Consider the following 14513-nt stretch of genomic DNA (forward strand, 5'->3'; position numbering starts at 1 on the left):
CCGATTTGCGGATGCAGGCACTAGGCCAACTGCCACTCCCAGCCGAGCGGATCGCCGTCCATGACGTCCACCCCCTTCGCCGCAAGTTCGTCCCGCAGCGCGTCCGACAAGGCGAAATCCCTGTCGGCGCGGGCGGCTTTGCGGCGGGCGAGGATGTCCTCGATCTCGTCCTCGGTGATCGACGCGCCCTTGGGCGCGACGCGCAGGGCCTCGCGATCCGCCAGCGGGAGGCCGAGCGCGGACATCATCGCGGCGACCAGCGCGCCCATTTGCGCGGCGTCGACCTTCTTCAATGCCACCGCTTCTTCCAGCACGGTCAGCGCGACCGGGGTGTTGAGGTCGTCGGACAGCGCGGCATCGAACTTGTCCAGCAGCGGGGCCAGCCTGGGATGCGTCACCGCCGCCTGCACGTCGGCCAGCGCCGCGCCGTCCTCCACCGCGTCGATCACATTGCGCGCAGCCGCCAGCAGCCGCTTGAGCCGCACCAAAGCCGCGCCAAGGCCATCCCAGCTGAATTCCAGCTCGCTGCGGTAATGCGCCTGCAGGCACAGCATCCGATAGGCGAGCGGGTGGTAGCCCTTGTCGACCAGCAATTGCAGGCGCAGGAATTCGCCCGAGGACTTGCTCATCTTGCCCGACCGCTCGACCAGGAAGTTGTTGTGCATCCAGATGCGCGCGCCCGAATTGGCGGGATCAGCCAGGCTCATCGCCGACTCCCCGCCGCAACCGCAGAACGCCTGGTTCTGCGCGATCTCGTTCGGGTGGTGAATCTCGCGGTGGTCGATGCCGCCGGTGTGGATGTCGAAGGGAAAGCCCAGCACCTCCCCGCTCATTACCGAGCATTCCAGGTGCCAGCCCGGAGCGCCGCGGCCCCAGGGGCTGTCCCATTCCATCTGCCGCGTCTCGCCCGCCGGGGTCTTGCGCCAGATCGCGAAATCGGCGGCGTTGCGCTTGCCCTCCACCGCCTCGATGCGCCCTTCACCCTCGTCGGTCACCGCGCGCGCCAGCCGCCCGTAATCGGCCACGGTCGAGACGTCGAAATAAAGCCCGCTGTCGAGCTCGTAGCAGTGCTGCGGCGCAATCCGCTCGGCAAAGGCGATCATGCTGTCGATATAGTCGGTCGCGATCGTCCAGCGCGCCGGCTGGCGGATGTTGAGCGCCGCGACATCCTGCCAATAGGCCTGCGTGTAATGCTCCGCGATGTCCCAGATGGATTGCGAGCGGGCGGCCGCCATTTTCTCCATCTTGTCCTCGCCCTGGTCGGCGTCGTCGGTCAGATGCCCCACGTCGGTGATGTTGATGACATGGGTCAGCCGATAGCCCTTCCACGTCAGCAGCCGGCCCAGCATGTCGGCGAAGACATAGGCGCGCATGTTGCCGATATGGGGGTAGTTGTAGACCGTCGGCCCGCAGCTGTAGACGCGCGCCTCCCCTTCGTGGACGGGGGCGAAGACCTCGGCCTTGCGGGTCAGCGAGTTGAAGAGGGTGAGCGCGGTGCTGGTCATGGCGCGGTGCCATACGCGCGGCGGGGGCAAGGTCAAGCGCGGCGGGCGGATCGATTGGCACCTCGGGCAATTTCGACTCGCGCGCGCAGCGCAAAGCGCCCGCCATCGCAATATGCGCCGGACGCGGCAGAAAAGCTTGGTCGCTATCGCTGTCCATTCGCCATTTGCAACAATTATTTCAAAGTTGCAGAATATTACGCTATCCGAAACAATTGCCTTTGACAGTTTGTAACACGAGCGCAAGAAGCGCTACGGGACTGAGCAGTATGGTATTGTTCAAGACCGACCACTCGTCACGATCGCAAAGATCAAACGGGGTCGCATGGTAGCGATTTTGCCTGTCGGCCGGTCATGCCTTTAGAGTAAAGGATGATCCAATGAAAAAGATATTAGCTTGTGTTGCCGCAGCAATACTTCTGACCGGAGCCGCGCCCACCCTTGCCAAGAAGGGCAAGAATCCGCCCATCCTCGTCGATGCCGACATGTCGAGCATACAGTGGTCGAGCGAACTTTCCCGGAGTCTCGATCGCGAGTTGCTTCGCATCAGGCCCTCGGCACGCACCGGCATGCCCGACGCCCTCGTGCAGGTGCGCTTCGAGGTGCAGGACGGCAAGGCCGTGAACGCGCGGATGTTCCGGCGGTCGGGCGATAGGTGGCTGGACCGGCAGGCGATGCGGTCGATCCAGCGGCTGGACAACATACCCGATGTTCCCAGCGACGCGGGTGATAGCCGCACCGTGCAGGCGAACATCATAACTGCCAACAGCGACACTGCGTATCGCACGCTCAATGCCCGGCTGATGGACATGGAAAAGGCACGTATGGCCTCCAGCAGGGCGGACCGGACGGTGATCGCCCTTACCGCGGGACTCTCACCCGCAGGATAGCGCGATCATCACCTTGGGACTGCCCCGGTCGCAACACCCCCCCCCGTTGCCTCCGGGGCAGTCCTCTGCATCAGGCTGCGATCAGTCGCCCTCGAACAGGCCTGCCAGCTGCTCGATCATGGTGCCGCCCAGCTGTTCGGCATCCATGATGGTGACGGCGCGGCGGTAATAGCGGGTGACGTCGTGGCCGATGCCGATCGCCATCAGCTCGACCGGGGACTTCTTCTCGATCCATTCGATCACCTTGCGCAGATGCGCTTCCAGATAGCCCGCGCTGTTCACCGACAATGTCGAATCGTCGACCGGCGCACCGTCCGAGATCACCATCAGGATCCGGCGATCCTCGGGCCGCGCGAGCAGGCGCGAATGGGCCCACATCAAGGCCTCGCCGTCGATGTTTTCCTTCAGCAGCCCTTCGCGCATCATCAGGCCCAGGTTGCGCCGTGCGCGCCGCCATGGCTCGTCCGCCTGCTTGTAGACGATGTGGCGCAAATCGTTGAGGCGGCCCGGCGTTTCGGGCTTGCCCTTCGACAGCCATTGCTCGCGGCTCTGCCCGCCCTTCCACGCGCGGGTGGTGAAGCCCAGGATCTCGGTCTTCACGCCGCAGCGTTCCAGCGTGCGCGCCAGCACGTCGGCGCTGATCGCAGCGATGGAAATGGGGCGCCCGCGCATCGAACCCGAATTGTCGATCAGCAGGGTGACGACCGTGTCCTTGAATTCCTGGTCCCGCTCCATCTTGTAGCTGAGCGAGGAGCCGGGGCTGACCACGACGCGCGCTAGCCGCGCGGCATCGAGCAGGCCTTCCTCCTGGTCGAAATCCCAGCTGCGGTTCTGCTGCGCCATCAGCCGGCGCTGCAGCCGGTTGGCCAGCTTGGTCACAACGCCCTGCAGGCCCTTCAGCTGCGCATCCAGATAGGTGCGCAGCCGCGTCAGCTCTTCCTCGTCGCAGAGTTCGGAAGCGCCGGTGATCTCGTCGAAATCGGTCGTGAAGGCGCGGTAGTCGAAATCGTCGGGCAGCTCGGTCCACGGGCGATTGGGGCGCACGGGCATCATGCCCTCCTCGTCGCCCTCGCCCGGATCGAATTCGCCGTCGGCGTCGAACTCGCCGTCGTCCTCACCGTCCTCGCCCTCGCCGTCCTCGGGCTGAGCGGCGGCTTCCAGCGGGTTCTGCTGCTGGTCCGAGGGCTGCTCCTCGGGCGTGTCCTGGTCCTGGTCCTGCTCGCTCTCGCTGCCCTCGTCCTCGTCGCCCTCGTCCTCGGGCATGTCGGGCTGCGGCTCGCTTTCCACCATTTCCAGATGGCGCAGCATGTCGAGCGACAGCTTCTGGAACGCGCGCTGGTCGGTGATCGCGCTGGCCAGCGTGTCGAAATCGTCACCGATGGCGGAACGGATCGCCTCGCGCCGCAGGTTCAGCCCGTCCTGCGCGGCCTCGGGAATGGCCTCGCCCGTCAGATGTTCGCGCAGCATCAGTGCGAGCGCGGTGGCCATGGGCACATCCTCGGCCCGTTCGGCGCGGGTGATCGTATCGGCCGCCAGCCGCTTGTCGAGCGCGGCGGCCAGGTTGGCGCGCGTGCCCGACATCGCGCGCGCGCCGATGGCTTCCCAGCGCACCTGCTCCACCGCGTCGAATGCCTGCCGCGCCAGCGGGTCCGACGGGCGCATCCGGTTGTGCAGCGGCGCGTTATGATGCCGCTGCTTCAGGGCAAAGCTGTCGGCCACCCCGCGCGCGATGGCGACGGGGCCGGCCTCCAGCTTGCGGCCGGGCATGGGAACGCGCACCGAATTGCCCACCTGCGCGGGTGTGTCCGATGTCCAACTGACCTCGATCTCGGCATTTTCGGCGACGGCGCGGGCCGTGCCGGTCAATGCATTGCGGAAACGGTCGAGCTTCGATTCCTCTGCCAAGCGTCAGCCCTTCGCGCGGCTTACAGGATCGACTGGCCGGTCTTGGCCCAGTCGGCCATGAAGCCTTCGATCCCCTTGTCGGTCAGCACGTGATTGGCCAGCGCCTTGATCACCTTGGGCGGCATGGTGCCGACGTCGGCGCCGATCCTGGCGCATTCCAGCACGTGGACGGGGTGGCGGATCGAAGCGGCCAGGATCTGCGTCTCGAACAGGTAATTGTCATAGATCAGGCGGATATCCTCGATCAGCGACAGACCGTCGAAGCCGTTGTCGTCGTGCCGGCCCAGAAAGGGCGAGACATAGGTCGCCCCCGCCTTCGCCGCCAGCAGCGCCTGGTTGGCCGAGAAGCACAGCGTGACATTGACCATGGTGCCTTCGCCGGTCAGCGCGCGGCAGGTCTTGAGGCCGTCGATGGTCAGCGGCACCTTGATGCAGACATTGTCCGCGATCCTGCGCAGCACCTCAGCCTCCTTCATCATCGTCTCGTGATCGAGAGCGACGACCTCGGCGCTGACGGGGCCATCGGTCAGGCCGCAGATTTCCTTCGTGACTTCCATGAAGTCGCGGCCCGACTTGGCGATCAGGCTGGGATTGGTGGTCACACCGTCCAGCAGGCCCGTCGCGGCCAGGTCGGCGATTTCGGCGGTATCGGCAGTATCGGCGAAGAATTTCATCGTGGCTTCCCAGTCTGGTGCGCATCGGCGGCGATTCATTCGCCTCCGTTTTGTCCGGCTATATGCGCGTGCGGCGAACGAAGGAACCCCTTCCTGCCTCCAGCCCGGAAAGCGCAGCTTGTCGGACCCGCTGATAATCAGGCCGGTTATCGATCAGGCCGGTTATTGATCAGGGCCGCGGATAAAGCGCGATGCAGCTCGCGTCCTCGCCCGCCTGCGGGAAACGCACGCCCGGTTCGCCATCGTTCAGGCATGGCTGCGCCGGGCCATCGGCATTGATCGGCGGGTCGGCCAGCACAAAGCGGCCGCCGCGGTCGAACAGCACGAAAGTGGCGCAGCCGCCCGGCCCGCAATCGTTGCGGCTGCGGCGGCGCAGGATCAGGTCGCGCGCGCCGTCGCGGTCGACGTCCAGCCGCGCCTTCTCGACCGAAAGATCGGGTTCGGGATCGCCCGCGGCCAGCACGGGACGCAGGCAGATCGCTGCAGCCTCGGCAGGCAGCGCCTCGCAATCGGGCGCCTGGGCGAAGGTGCCGTCGGGCGGTCCCCCCGCCCCCGGCGCAGTGGCCGGGGCGGTTGCGGGTGTGCTGGCGGGCGCGGACGCGCCTGGCCCGTCTCGCTCTCCGGTCGGCGCGGCGGGCTCGTCGCCGCAGGCCGCCAGCGCCAGCAGCGCGGCCGCGGGTAGCGCAAGCCGCCTCATCGCAGGCCGAACGCGCCGATCAGCAGCGGATCGTCGGTGGCATAGGGATCCTCGCGGATCGCGGTCTCGGCGCGGCCGATGGCGTTCCAGATCACTTCCTCGGTATTGCGGGTGAGCGAGGTCGCGACGCCCGACAGGTTCACCCCCGCCAGTTCGGACAGGGCGGGACCCAGCACCGGATCGTTGATCACCTGCAGCGCGTCGCCGATCTCGGGCAGCATCACCTCGATCAGTTGCTGCCCCATGTTCTGGCGCAGGAAGCTGGTGGCCGCGGTCGGTCCGCCCGTTATCAGCGCGACCGCGTTCTGGAAGCCGATCACGCGGATCGTGTCGGCCACCACCGGCGCGGCGCGATAGGCGCCCTCGGCCGCGACCCGGTTGAACTCGCGCAGCATCCGGTCGCGGATCAGCGGCGAGCCGAGGATCGTCGCCACCGCGCCCGAGCGAGCGCCGAACACATCGTCCGCGGTCAGCCGGGCCAGCTGCGTGTCATAGAAGCCGTTCGGTGCCAGCAATTGATCGAACGCGTCCTGCGATGCGATGGTCAGCAGCCGCCGGATCGCCTCGGTATAGGAAAAGCCGCCGTAGGAGGCGCAGCCCGGCAAGGCCAGCGCACCCGCGCCCAGGGCTGCCAGCCCCAGGAAACGGCGGCGGCTGGCGATAGTGTCGGGCGGCGTCACGGCTTTATCCATATGCAAATCCTTCTTCACCCAAATGATCCGATGCTTCCATCGGGGCGTCCGTGCCGCCATATGGGGCGCAAGATGAACCGCGTCCGTCTCCTCGTGATGAATGCCGCGTTAGGGCCGCTCGACTATCGCGTGCCCGACGGCATGTCTCTGGAACCGGGCAGCATCGTCGTCGCGCCATTGGGGCCGCGCCAGGTGACTGGCATCGTGTGGGAAAGCGAACGACTTCCCGGCACCGAGGTTCCGGACGCGCGGCTGCGCCCGCTGCTGGGCGCGCTGCCCGTGCCGCCGCTGCGCGCACCCTTGCGCCGGCTGATCGAGTGGACCGCGGATTACTACATCGCCTCGATGGCGAGCGTGGCGCGCATGGCGCTGTCGTCCAGCGCGGCGCTGCGCGGGGGCGGGACGATCACCGAATACCGGCTGACCGGCGCGCTGCCGCCGCGCATGACCCCGCAGCGCGACGCGGCTCTGTCCGCGCTGGATGGCGAGCAGGGCACGATCCGCGAACTGGCCGATCTGGCGGGCGTGTCCGAAGCCGTGCTGCGCGGGCTGGTCAACGCGGACTGCCTCGAAGCGGTGGAGGTCGCGATCGACCGCCCCTTCCCCGCGCCGCGCCCCGATCATGCGCCGCCCGATTTGTCCCCCGGCCAGCAGGAAGCCGCCGACCGCTTCGTCGATGCGGTCAAGGCGCGCAAGTTCGCGCCCATGCTGCTCGACGGCGTGACCGGATCGGGCAAGACCGAGACCTATTTCGAAGGCGTGGCCGAGGCGCTGCGGCTGGGGCGGCAGGTGCTGGTGCTGCTGCCCGAGATCGCGCTGACGCAGAACTTCCTCAAACGGTTCGAGGCGCGCTTTGGCGTGGCCCCCACCGTCTGGCACAGCGCGCAGAAGCAGTCCGACCGCCGCCGCGCGTGGAGGCAGGTGTCCGAAGGCGGCGCAAGCGTGGTGGTGGGCGCAAGGTCGGCGCTGTTCCTGCCGTTCCGCGACCTTGGCCTGATCGTCGTGGACGAGGCGCATGAGATCAGCTTCAAGCAGGACGACGGGGTGCGCTATAACGCACGCGACGTGGCGGTGATGCGCGCCCGGTTCGAACGCATCCCCGCCATCCTCGCCAGCGCGACGCCTGCACTGGAAAGCCTGCAGATGGCCGAGGCGGGGGTGTACGAGAAAATCGACCTGCCCGCCCGTTTCGGCGGCGCGGTCCTGCCCGATATCCGCATCCTCGATCTGCGTGAGGAAAGCCCGCCGCGTGGCCGCTGGCTCGCCCCCTCGCTGGTCAAGGCGATGGAGGAGCGGCTGGAGCGGGGCGAACAATCGCTGCTGTTCCTCAACCGCCGGGGCTATGCGCCGCTGACCCTGTGCCGCCAGTGCGGTTACCGGTTCCAGTGCCCCAATTGCTCGGCCTGGCTGGTCGAGCACCGTCTGACCCGCCGCCTTGCCTGCCACCATTGCGGACATCAGGTCGCCAGCCCCGAAGCCTGCCCCGAATGCGGCGAGAAGGACTGCCTTGCCGCCTGCGGCCCCGGTGTCGAACGGATCGCGGACGAGGTGGCGGAGATCTTCCCCGACGCGCGCACCGCCGTCGTCACCAGCGACACTCTGTCCAGCCCCGACAAGATCGGCGAATTCGTCGATGCCGCGCAAGCCGGAGAGATCGACGTGATCGTCGGCACGCAGCTTGTCACCAAGGGTTATCACTTCCCCGAACTCACGCTGGTGGGCGTGGTCGATGCCGATCTCGGCCTTGAAGGCGGGGATCTGCGCGCCGCCGAACGCAGCTATCAGCAGATCGCGCAGGTCGCGGGCCGCGCGGGCCGCGCCGCGAAGGCCGGCGAGGTGCTGATCCAAACGCGCCATCCCGAAGCGCCCGTCATCGCCGCGCTGGCCGCCTACGACCGCGACGCGTTCTATGAAGCCGAGAGCGATGCGCGCCGCAACGCGGGCGCCCCGCCCTTCGGCCGCTGGGCCGCGATCATCGTGTCGAGCGAGGACGAGGCCGAAGCCGCCGAAGCCGCGCGCAAGATCGGCGGCAGCGCGCCGCGGCTGGACGATATCGCGGTCTATGGCCCCGCGCCCGCGCCGCTGTCGATGCTGCGCAGCCGCTATCGCTATCGCCTTTTGATCAATGCGCGGCGCAGCGCCGCCCTTCAGCAGACGATCCGCGAATGGCTGGGTCCGCTGGATCATCCGCAGAGCGTGCGCGTTGGGGTGGACATAGACCCCTACAGCTTCGTCTGATGCAACAAACCGGGAGAGAACACGACATGCTGACCGTCCATCATCTGCGCATCTCGCAATCCGAACGCATCGTCTGGCTGTGCGAGGAACTGGGCCTCGACTATGACCTCAAGCTCTACGAACGGCGCAGCGACAACCGGATGGCGCCCGACCAGTACAAGGCGCTGCACCCGATGGGTGTCGCGCCCGTCATCACCGATGGCGAGCTGGTGCTGGGCGAAAGCGCGGCCATCTGCGACTATATCGATGCGCGCCATGGCGGCGGGCGGCTGAGCCCCGCACCCGACAGCCCCGATTTCGCGGAGCATCTGTTCTGGTTCCATTTCGCCAACGGGTCGATGATGCCGATCTCCTATGTCGAGATCTCGGCGCATTTCATGGGCGTCGACACCATTCCCGATTTCATGAAGGACCGGAAGGCGCGCGCCTGGTCGATGATCGAACAGCGGCTGGCCGATGCACCCTTCTTCGGCGGCGAGGCGCTGACCACCGCGGACATCATGATGAGCTGGTCGCTGACCACCGGGCGCGCGTTCCATCCGTTTCCGTTGGACGATTATCCGGCGACCCGCGCCTATCTGAGGCGCATCGGCGAACGCCCGGCCTATCGATCAGCCCGCGAGAAAGCGGAACCGGGCGTGGAGCCGATGCTGAGCTGAGCCGGCGCCGCAAGCGACAATGCCCGGCCCCGTCCTGATACCGGTCCTCGGCGACCAGCTGACCCATTCGCTCGCCAGCCTGGAAGGCTGCGACAAGGCGGACGCCATCGTGCTGATGATGGAGGTCGCCGAGGAGACGACCTATGTCCGTCACCACAAGGCCAAGATCGCGCTGATCCTGTCGGCCATGCGCCATTTCGCCGCCGAGCTGCGGACACGCGGCTGGACGGTCGACTACATCGCGCTGGAGGACGAGGGGAACAGCGGCAGCTTCACCGGAGAGATCACGCGCGCAGTCGAGCGGCACGATGCGCGCGAAATCCGCATCGTCGAGCCGGGCGAATGGCGCGTGCTGAAAGCGCTGCAGGGGCTGAAGGGCACCCTTGCCGTACCGCTGGAGATCCTGCCCGACGACCGCTTCCTGTGCTCGATCCCCGAATTCATCGGCTGGGCGCAGGGGCGGCGCACGCTGCGGATGGAGAATTTCTATCGCCAGATGCGCGCCAAGACCGGCCTGCTGATGGAGGACGGCGCGGGGCGTCCCGGGCCGGCGGGCGGGCAGTGGAACTATGACCACGACAATCGCGCGTCTCCCGACAAGCACATGGACCCGCCGCCCGCGCCCAAGTTCGCGCCCGACGATGTGACGCAAGAGGTGATCGCGATGGTCGCGCGCCGCTTCGACGCGCATTTCGGCAGTCTCGATCATTTCGGCTGGCCGGTGACGGCGGCGCAGGCGGAAGAAGCGCTGGATGCCTTCGTCGCCGACCGCCTGCCCGATTTCGGCACCTATCAGGATGCGATGGTGACGGGGGAGGACGACCTCTATCACTCGCTGCTGTCGACATCGATCAACCTGGGCCTGCTCGATCCGGTCGAATGCTGCCGCCGCGCGGAAAAGGCGTGGGCGGACGGCAAGGCCCCGATCAATGCGGTGGAGGGCTTCATCCGGCAGATCATCGGCTGGCGCGAATATATCCGCGGTATGTACTGGCTGGAAATGCCCGAGCTGGCAGAGGCGAACGCGTTGGACGCCCATCGCCCGCTGCCCGAATTCTACTGGACCGGCGAAACCGAGATGCTCTGCATGGCCGAGGCGGTGCGCTCGACGCGGGATAACGCGCATGCGCACCACATCCAGCGGCTGATGGTGCTGGGCAATTTCGCGTTGATCGCCGGGGTGAAACCGCAGGAGGTCGAGGACTGGTTCCTGGTGGTCTATGCCGACGCCTATGAATGGGTCGAGCTGCCCAATGTGGCGGCAATGGCGCTATGGGCCGACAAGGGGCGGCTGGCGACCAAGCCCTATGCGTCGAGCGGGAACTACATCAACAAGATGTCGGATTACTGCAGGAAGTGCAGCTATTCGGTGTCGAAGAAGACCGGCGAGGGGGCGTGCCCGTTCAACCCGCTCTACTGGGATTTCATGGTGCGCAACCGCAAGCTGCTGGAAAGCAACAACCGGGTGGCGCGGGTCTATACGACATGGGACCGGATGGATGAAGACCGTCGGCGCGAATATCTGGACAGCGCGAAGGACGTGCTGGACGCGCTGGTGCCCGCCAGCAAGGGCTGGGCGAGGGACTAGCGGGGCTTTTCGCGCTCCAGCAGGGCGATCTTGATCTCGGGCCCGTATGCATAGCCGCCGACGCTGCCGTCCGACCGCACGACGCGGTGGCACGGGATCAGCACCGCGACATTGTTCGCCCCATTGGCGCTGCCCGCCGCGCGCACGGCTTTCGGATGGCCCGCCGCTGCCGCAAGCTGGGCATAGCTGCGCGTTTCGCCGGGCGGGATGTGGCGCAGTTCGGCCCAGATCCGCTCCTGAAAGGCGGTGCCCTTCACGTCGAGCGGGATGTCGGGATCGCTGCCGGGGGCCTCGACCTCGGCGATGACGCGGGTGAGCAAGTCGGCGAAATCCTCGCCGCCCTCGACCAGTTCCGCATTGGGAAAACGGGCGGCCAATGAACCGACGCCCTCGCCGAACGACAGGCGGCAGATGCCCTTGTCCGTCGCCGCGACCAGCATGTCGCCCAGCGGGGTCGGCACCGCCGCCCAGCGGATCGTCACCCCCTCCCCGCCGCGATGCCAGGCCGAGGGGGTCATGCCCAGCCGGTCCTTCGCCTCGTCGTAAAAGCGCGAAGGGGTTTCATAACCGGCCTCCAGTATCGCATCGGTCACGTTCGCTTCCTTTCCCAGCGCATCGCGCGCATGCTCCAGCCGCAGCGCGCGGCCATATCCGGCGGGGCTGAGGCCCACCGCGCGGCGGAATATCCTTGCGAGGTGGTCGGGCGAGTAGCCGGTCCGCTCCGCCAGAACAGACATCGGCACCGGACCGCCCTGCCCGCTGATCGCATCCAATGCGGCGCGCACTGCATCGCGGTCCTGCATCGCATCGTCGGGCAGGCAGCGTTTGCACGCACGCAGCCCCGCCGCCTGCGCCGATGGAATATCGGGATAGAGCGCCAAGTTCTCAGGCCTCGGCCTGCGCGCCGGGCAACTGGGGCGGCAATAGATGCCGGTCGTGCGCACCCCCACCACGAAGCGCCCGTCATAGCTGCGGTCACGGCGCACGAAGGCGGCCAGCGCTTCTGCTTCGGGCAGCGGGAGGGACAGGGCCTGCGTCATGGCAACCGTTCTAGCCGCTTGCCGCGCGCCCCGCATCCCGAAAGCCGCGATCAAACCGCAACCGGCCCGCGAAAAACCCTGTGGGACGGCCAGAGATACCCCCTGCCATGGCGATCCGAAAGCCGCTAAGGCCCGCAGCCATGGACGTTGGGATGAGTTTCGGAACCTTGGGTCGCCGCGTGGCGCGGCTGGCTGGTGGGGCGCGCGGGTTTGCTGCCGCGCTGCTGCTGGCGCTGGCGGCGGCAGGTTCGCTGCTGGGCGGCGTGCCTGCCGCGCGCGCCGACACCGCCGACATCAATGCCGCGGCCCGCTCGGTCGTGCGCGTGGTCATCGTGATGCGCGACGCCTCGGGCTATGACGTGATCGGCCACGGCACCGGCTTTGCCGTCACCCCCACGCTGATTGTCACCAATGCCCATGTCCTCGCCCCGCTGATGGAGGACGACCGGCTGCGGCTGGGCATCGTGCCCGCCCAGGGGCGCACCGGCTATTTCGCGCGCATCGTGCGCATCGCGGGCGAGGTCGACCTCGCGCTGGTCGAGCTCACCGAGGATGCCTCGCTGCCTGCCTCCACGCTCTATTCCGGGCGGGTCGAGGACGGGCAGGACGTCTATGCGGTGGGCTATCCCGCCAATGTCGACCAGGCGCTGGGGCTCGGCCTCAATGGCCTCGTCTCGCCGCAGCCGCCGGTGAAGACGCGCGGGCAGGTCTCGGCGGGGCGCACCTCTGCCGATTACGACACGATCCTGCATACCGCCGCGATCGGCGTCGGCAATTCGGGCGGGCCGCTGCTCGATCCCTGCGGCCGCGTGGTGGGTGTCAACGCCTTCGGCACGATCAGCGACAATGGCAGCGATTCGGAATTCTATTTCGCGGTCTCGATGCGCGAGCTTGCCCCGTTCCTGCGCGCGGCCGGGGTCACCCCGCGCACCACCGCGACCGAGTGCCGCTCGCTCGCCGACCTCGATGCCGAGGAAGCCGCCCGCTCGCTGCGCGAGGATGCGGACCGCCGCGCGCGCATCGCCGCCGCCGCGAACCAGCGCAGCCTGGCCGCCGAAAAGGCCGCGCGCATGGCCGAACTGGAAGCCATCGACGAGCGCGAGACGCTGATGGGCCTGGCCGGGCTGATGGTGGTGTTCGCGATGATGGGCGGTCTTGGCGGCATCTATCTGCTCGACAACGGGCGCCGCGAACAGGCGGTGGCGGCGGGCGCGTTCGCCGGCTTCTCGCTGCTGGCCGCGCTGGCGTCGTGGATCGCACGCCCATCCATCAGCGACATCGTAACCCGCGGGGACGATGCGCAGCGCAGCGTGATGACCGCGCGGGGCGAAGCGAAGCTGCCCTCGCCCAGCGTGGACCGCGGTCGCTTCATCTGCCGCTTCCAGCCCGACCGCAGCCGCGTGACCGTGTCGACGAGCAACGACATCGACCTGCAGTGGAGCGAGGATGGCTGCGTCAACGGGCGCACCCAATACGGCCTTTCCTCTGACGGCTGGACCCGCATCATGGTGCCGGGCAACGAGCAGACCGTCTCGGTCTCGCGCTATGACCCGGCGACGCGTATGCTGCGCACCGATCGTTTTTTCCTCGACCTCAATACGATGAGCGCCGCGCGCGAGGCGCGGGCGGCCTATCAGGCCCCGGCCTGCGACGCTGGCGAGGACGCGGCGCGCGACCTGGGCGACCAGCAGCAGGCGATTCGCCAATTGCTGCCCGAAACCCCGAACGAGCGGCTGGTCTATAGCTGCGAGCCGGGAGCGATCGTCCCGGCGGGGGATGAAACCGCAAGCGCCGTAGACGGCGCCGAAGACGAAAACGGCTGATTTGCGCCAAATCCGCTGGCGGCGGGTGCGCGGCGCTGCATAATGGTACCGCTACCCCGCAAAACAGACCGCGCGCCGGTTGTCATGCCGCGGTTTCATTGCTAGGCGCGCCGCCGTGACGGACGCTCCCCGCGGGCCGGGCATTTGCGCTACATGACGATCAGGTGGCGACGGTTCGGCAGATGCGTTTTGGGGGGTCAGGCCGTTTTCACGGCATGCATGAGGACAGGACAAGCGTGGAGAATACGGGCGGCATCACGGCCAGTCTTGCGGGGCGCTACGCCTCGGCACTGTTTGAACTGGCAGTGGACGAGAACCAGGTCACCGCGGTCGAAAGCGACCTTGAGAAGCTGCGCGCGGCGATCGCCGAATCGCGCGATCTCGCCGCGTTGCTCAAGGACCCGGAGATCGGCCGCAAGCAGGCGGGCTCTGCCATGACGGGCGTCGCCGATTATCTGCACCTCGCGCCGCTGACCAAGAATTTCCTGGGCGTGCTGGCGAAGAATCGCCGGCTGTCCAGCCTGCCCGACATGATCCGCGCGTTCGCCACCATCGCCGCCGCCCAGCGCGGCGAGGTGACCGCCAATGTCACCACCGCGCACCCGCTGAACGATTCGCAGCTGAGCGCGCTGACGCAGAAACTGACCGCGCGCGAAGGCCGCGATGTAAAGATCCGTACCGAGGTCGATCCGTCGATCCTTGGCGGGCTGATCGTCAAGATCGGCAGCCGCCAGATCGACAGCTCGATCCGCACCCGTCTCAACACTCTCGCCCAGGCCATGAAGGGCTGACCGTAAAAGGTCCC

At 67.4% G+C, this 14513-nt stretch carries 12 protein-coding genes; 6 read left to right on the plus strand and 6 right to left on the minus strand.

The genetic code is table 11. From position 1 onward, the window contains the following. Nucleotides 1-20: 20 nt before the first annotated feature. Complete coding sequence (gene cysS, locus A9D14_RS09405) at nt 21-1505, minus strand: cysteine--tRNA ligase (RefSeq protein WP_066845656.1); 1485 nt, start codon at nt 1503-1505, stop codon at nt 21-23. 377 nt (nt 1506-1882) lie between these two features. Here cysS and A9D14_RS09410 point away from each other — a divergent pair, with 377 nt between their 5' ends. Next, nucleotides 1883-2392 (plus strand): TonB C-terminal domain-containing protein, encoded by a 510-nt coding sequence (locus A9D14_RS09410; RefSeq protein ID WP_066845659.1) that lies wholly within the window; start codon nt 1883-1885, stop codon nt 2390-2392. Nucleotides 2393-2473: 81 nt separating this feature from the next. On the opposite strand, the gene cobT is transcribed toward A9D14_RS09410, so the two are convergent. The 4 genes from cobT to A9D14_RS09430 all read right to left on the minus strand — a co-directional run bounded on the left by cobT (nt 2474) and on the right by A9D14_RS09430 (nt 6360). Then, nucleotides 2474-4297 carry a cobaltochelatase subunit CobT gene (gene cobT, locus A9D14_RS09415; RefSeq protein WP_066845662.1) on the minus strand — a complete coding sequence of 608 codons (1824 nt, stop codon included), beginning with the start codon at nt 4295-4297 and terminating at the stop codon, nt 2474-2476. Nucleotides 4298-4317: 20 nt separating this feature from the next. Further along, on the minus strand, nt 4318-4971 hold the full coding sequence (fsa, locus tag A9D14_RS09420) for a fructose-6-phosphate aldolase (protein WP_066845666.1): 654 nt from the start codon (nt 4969-4971) through the stop codon (nt 4318-4320). Between the two features lie 169 nt (nt 4972-5140). Beyond that, complete coding sequence (locus A9D14_RS09425) at nt 5141-5668, minus strand: hypothetical protein (RefSeq protein WP_066845669.1); 528 nt, start codon at nt 5666-5668, stop codon at nt 5141-5143. After that, complete coding sequence (locus A9D14_RS09430) at nt 5665-6360, minus strand: DUF4197 domain-containing protein (RefSeq protein WP_066845670.1); 696 nt, start codon at nt 6358-6360, stop codon at nt 5665-5667. The genes A9D14_RS09425 and A9D14_RS09430 overlap by 4 nt, the downstream gene beginning before the upstream one ends. Before the next feature lie 72 nt (nt 6361-6432). Here A9D14_RS09430 and A9D14_RS09435 point away from each other — a divergent pair, with 72 nt between their 5' ends. The 3 genes from A9D14_RS09435 to A9D14_RS09445 are packed head-to-tail and all read left to right on the plus strand — an operon-like array spanning nt 6433 to nt 10845. After that, nucleotides 6433-8598, plus strand: a complete 2166-nt coding sequence (locus tag A9D14_RS09435; RefSeq protein WP_066848783.1) for a primosomal protein N' — start codon at nt 6433-6435, stop codon at nt 8596-8598. A gap of 26 nt (nt 8599-8624) precedes the next feature. Further along, nucleotides 8625-9257, plus strand: a complete 633-nt coding sequence (locus tag A9D14_RS09440; protein ID WP_066845671.1) for a glutathione S-transferase family protein — start codon at nt 8625-8627, stop codon at nt 9255-9257. Nucleotides 9258-9276: 19 nt separating this feature from the next. Continuing rightward, complete coding sequence (locus A9D14_RS09445; protein WP_066845678.1) at nt 9277-10845, plus strand: cryptochrome/photolyase family protein; 1569 nt, start codon at nt 9277-9279, stop codon at nt 10843-10845. On the opposite strand, the gene A9D14_RS09450 is transcribed toward A9D14_RS09445, so the two are convergent. After that, a complete protein-coding gene (locus A9D14_RS09450; protein ID WP_066845681.1) occupies nt 10842-11885 on the minus strand; it encodes a bifunctional transcriptional activator/DNA repair enzyme AdaA in 1044 nt (347 codons plus the stop codon). The genes A9D14_RS09445 and A9D14_RS09450 overlap by 4 nt on opposite strands. A gap of 152 nt (nt 11886-12037) precedes the next feature. Between A9D14_RS09450 and A9D14_RS09455 the strand changes: the two genes are divergently transcribed. Next, complete coding sequence (locus A9D14_RS09455; RefSeq protein ID WP_083987821.1) at nt 12038-13708, plus strand: S1C family serine protease; 1671 nt, start codon at nt 12038-12040, stop codon at nt 13706-13708. A gap of 236 nt (nt 13709-13944) precedes the next feature. Continuing rightward, nucleotides 13945-14499 (plus strand): F0F1 ATP synthase subunit delta, encoded by a 555-nt coding sequence (locus A9D14_RS09460; protein WP_066848797.1) that lies wholly within the window; start codon nt 13945-13947, stop codon nt 14497-14499. Nucleotides 14500-14513: the final 14 nt, after the last annotated feature.

The organism is Croceicoccus marinus, from assembly GCF_001661675.2.
Classification (GTDB): Bacteria; Pseudomonadota; Alphaproteobacteria; order Sphingomonadales; family Sphingomonadaceae; genus Croceicoccus; species Croceicoccus marinus.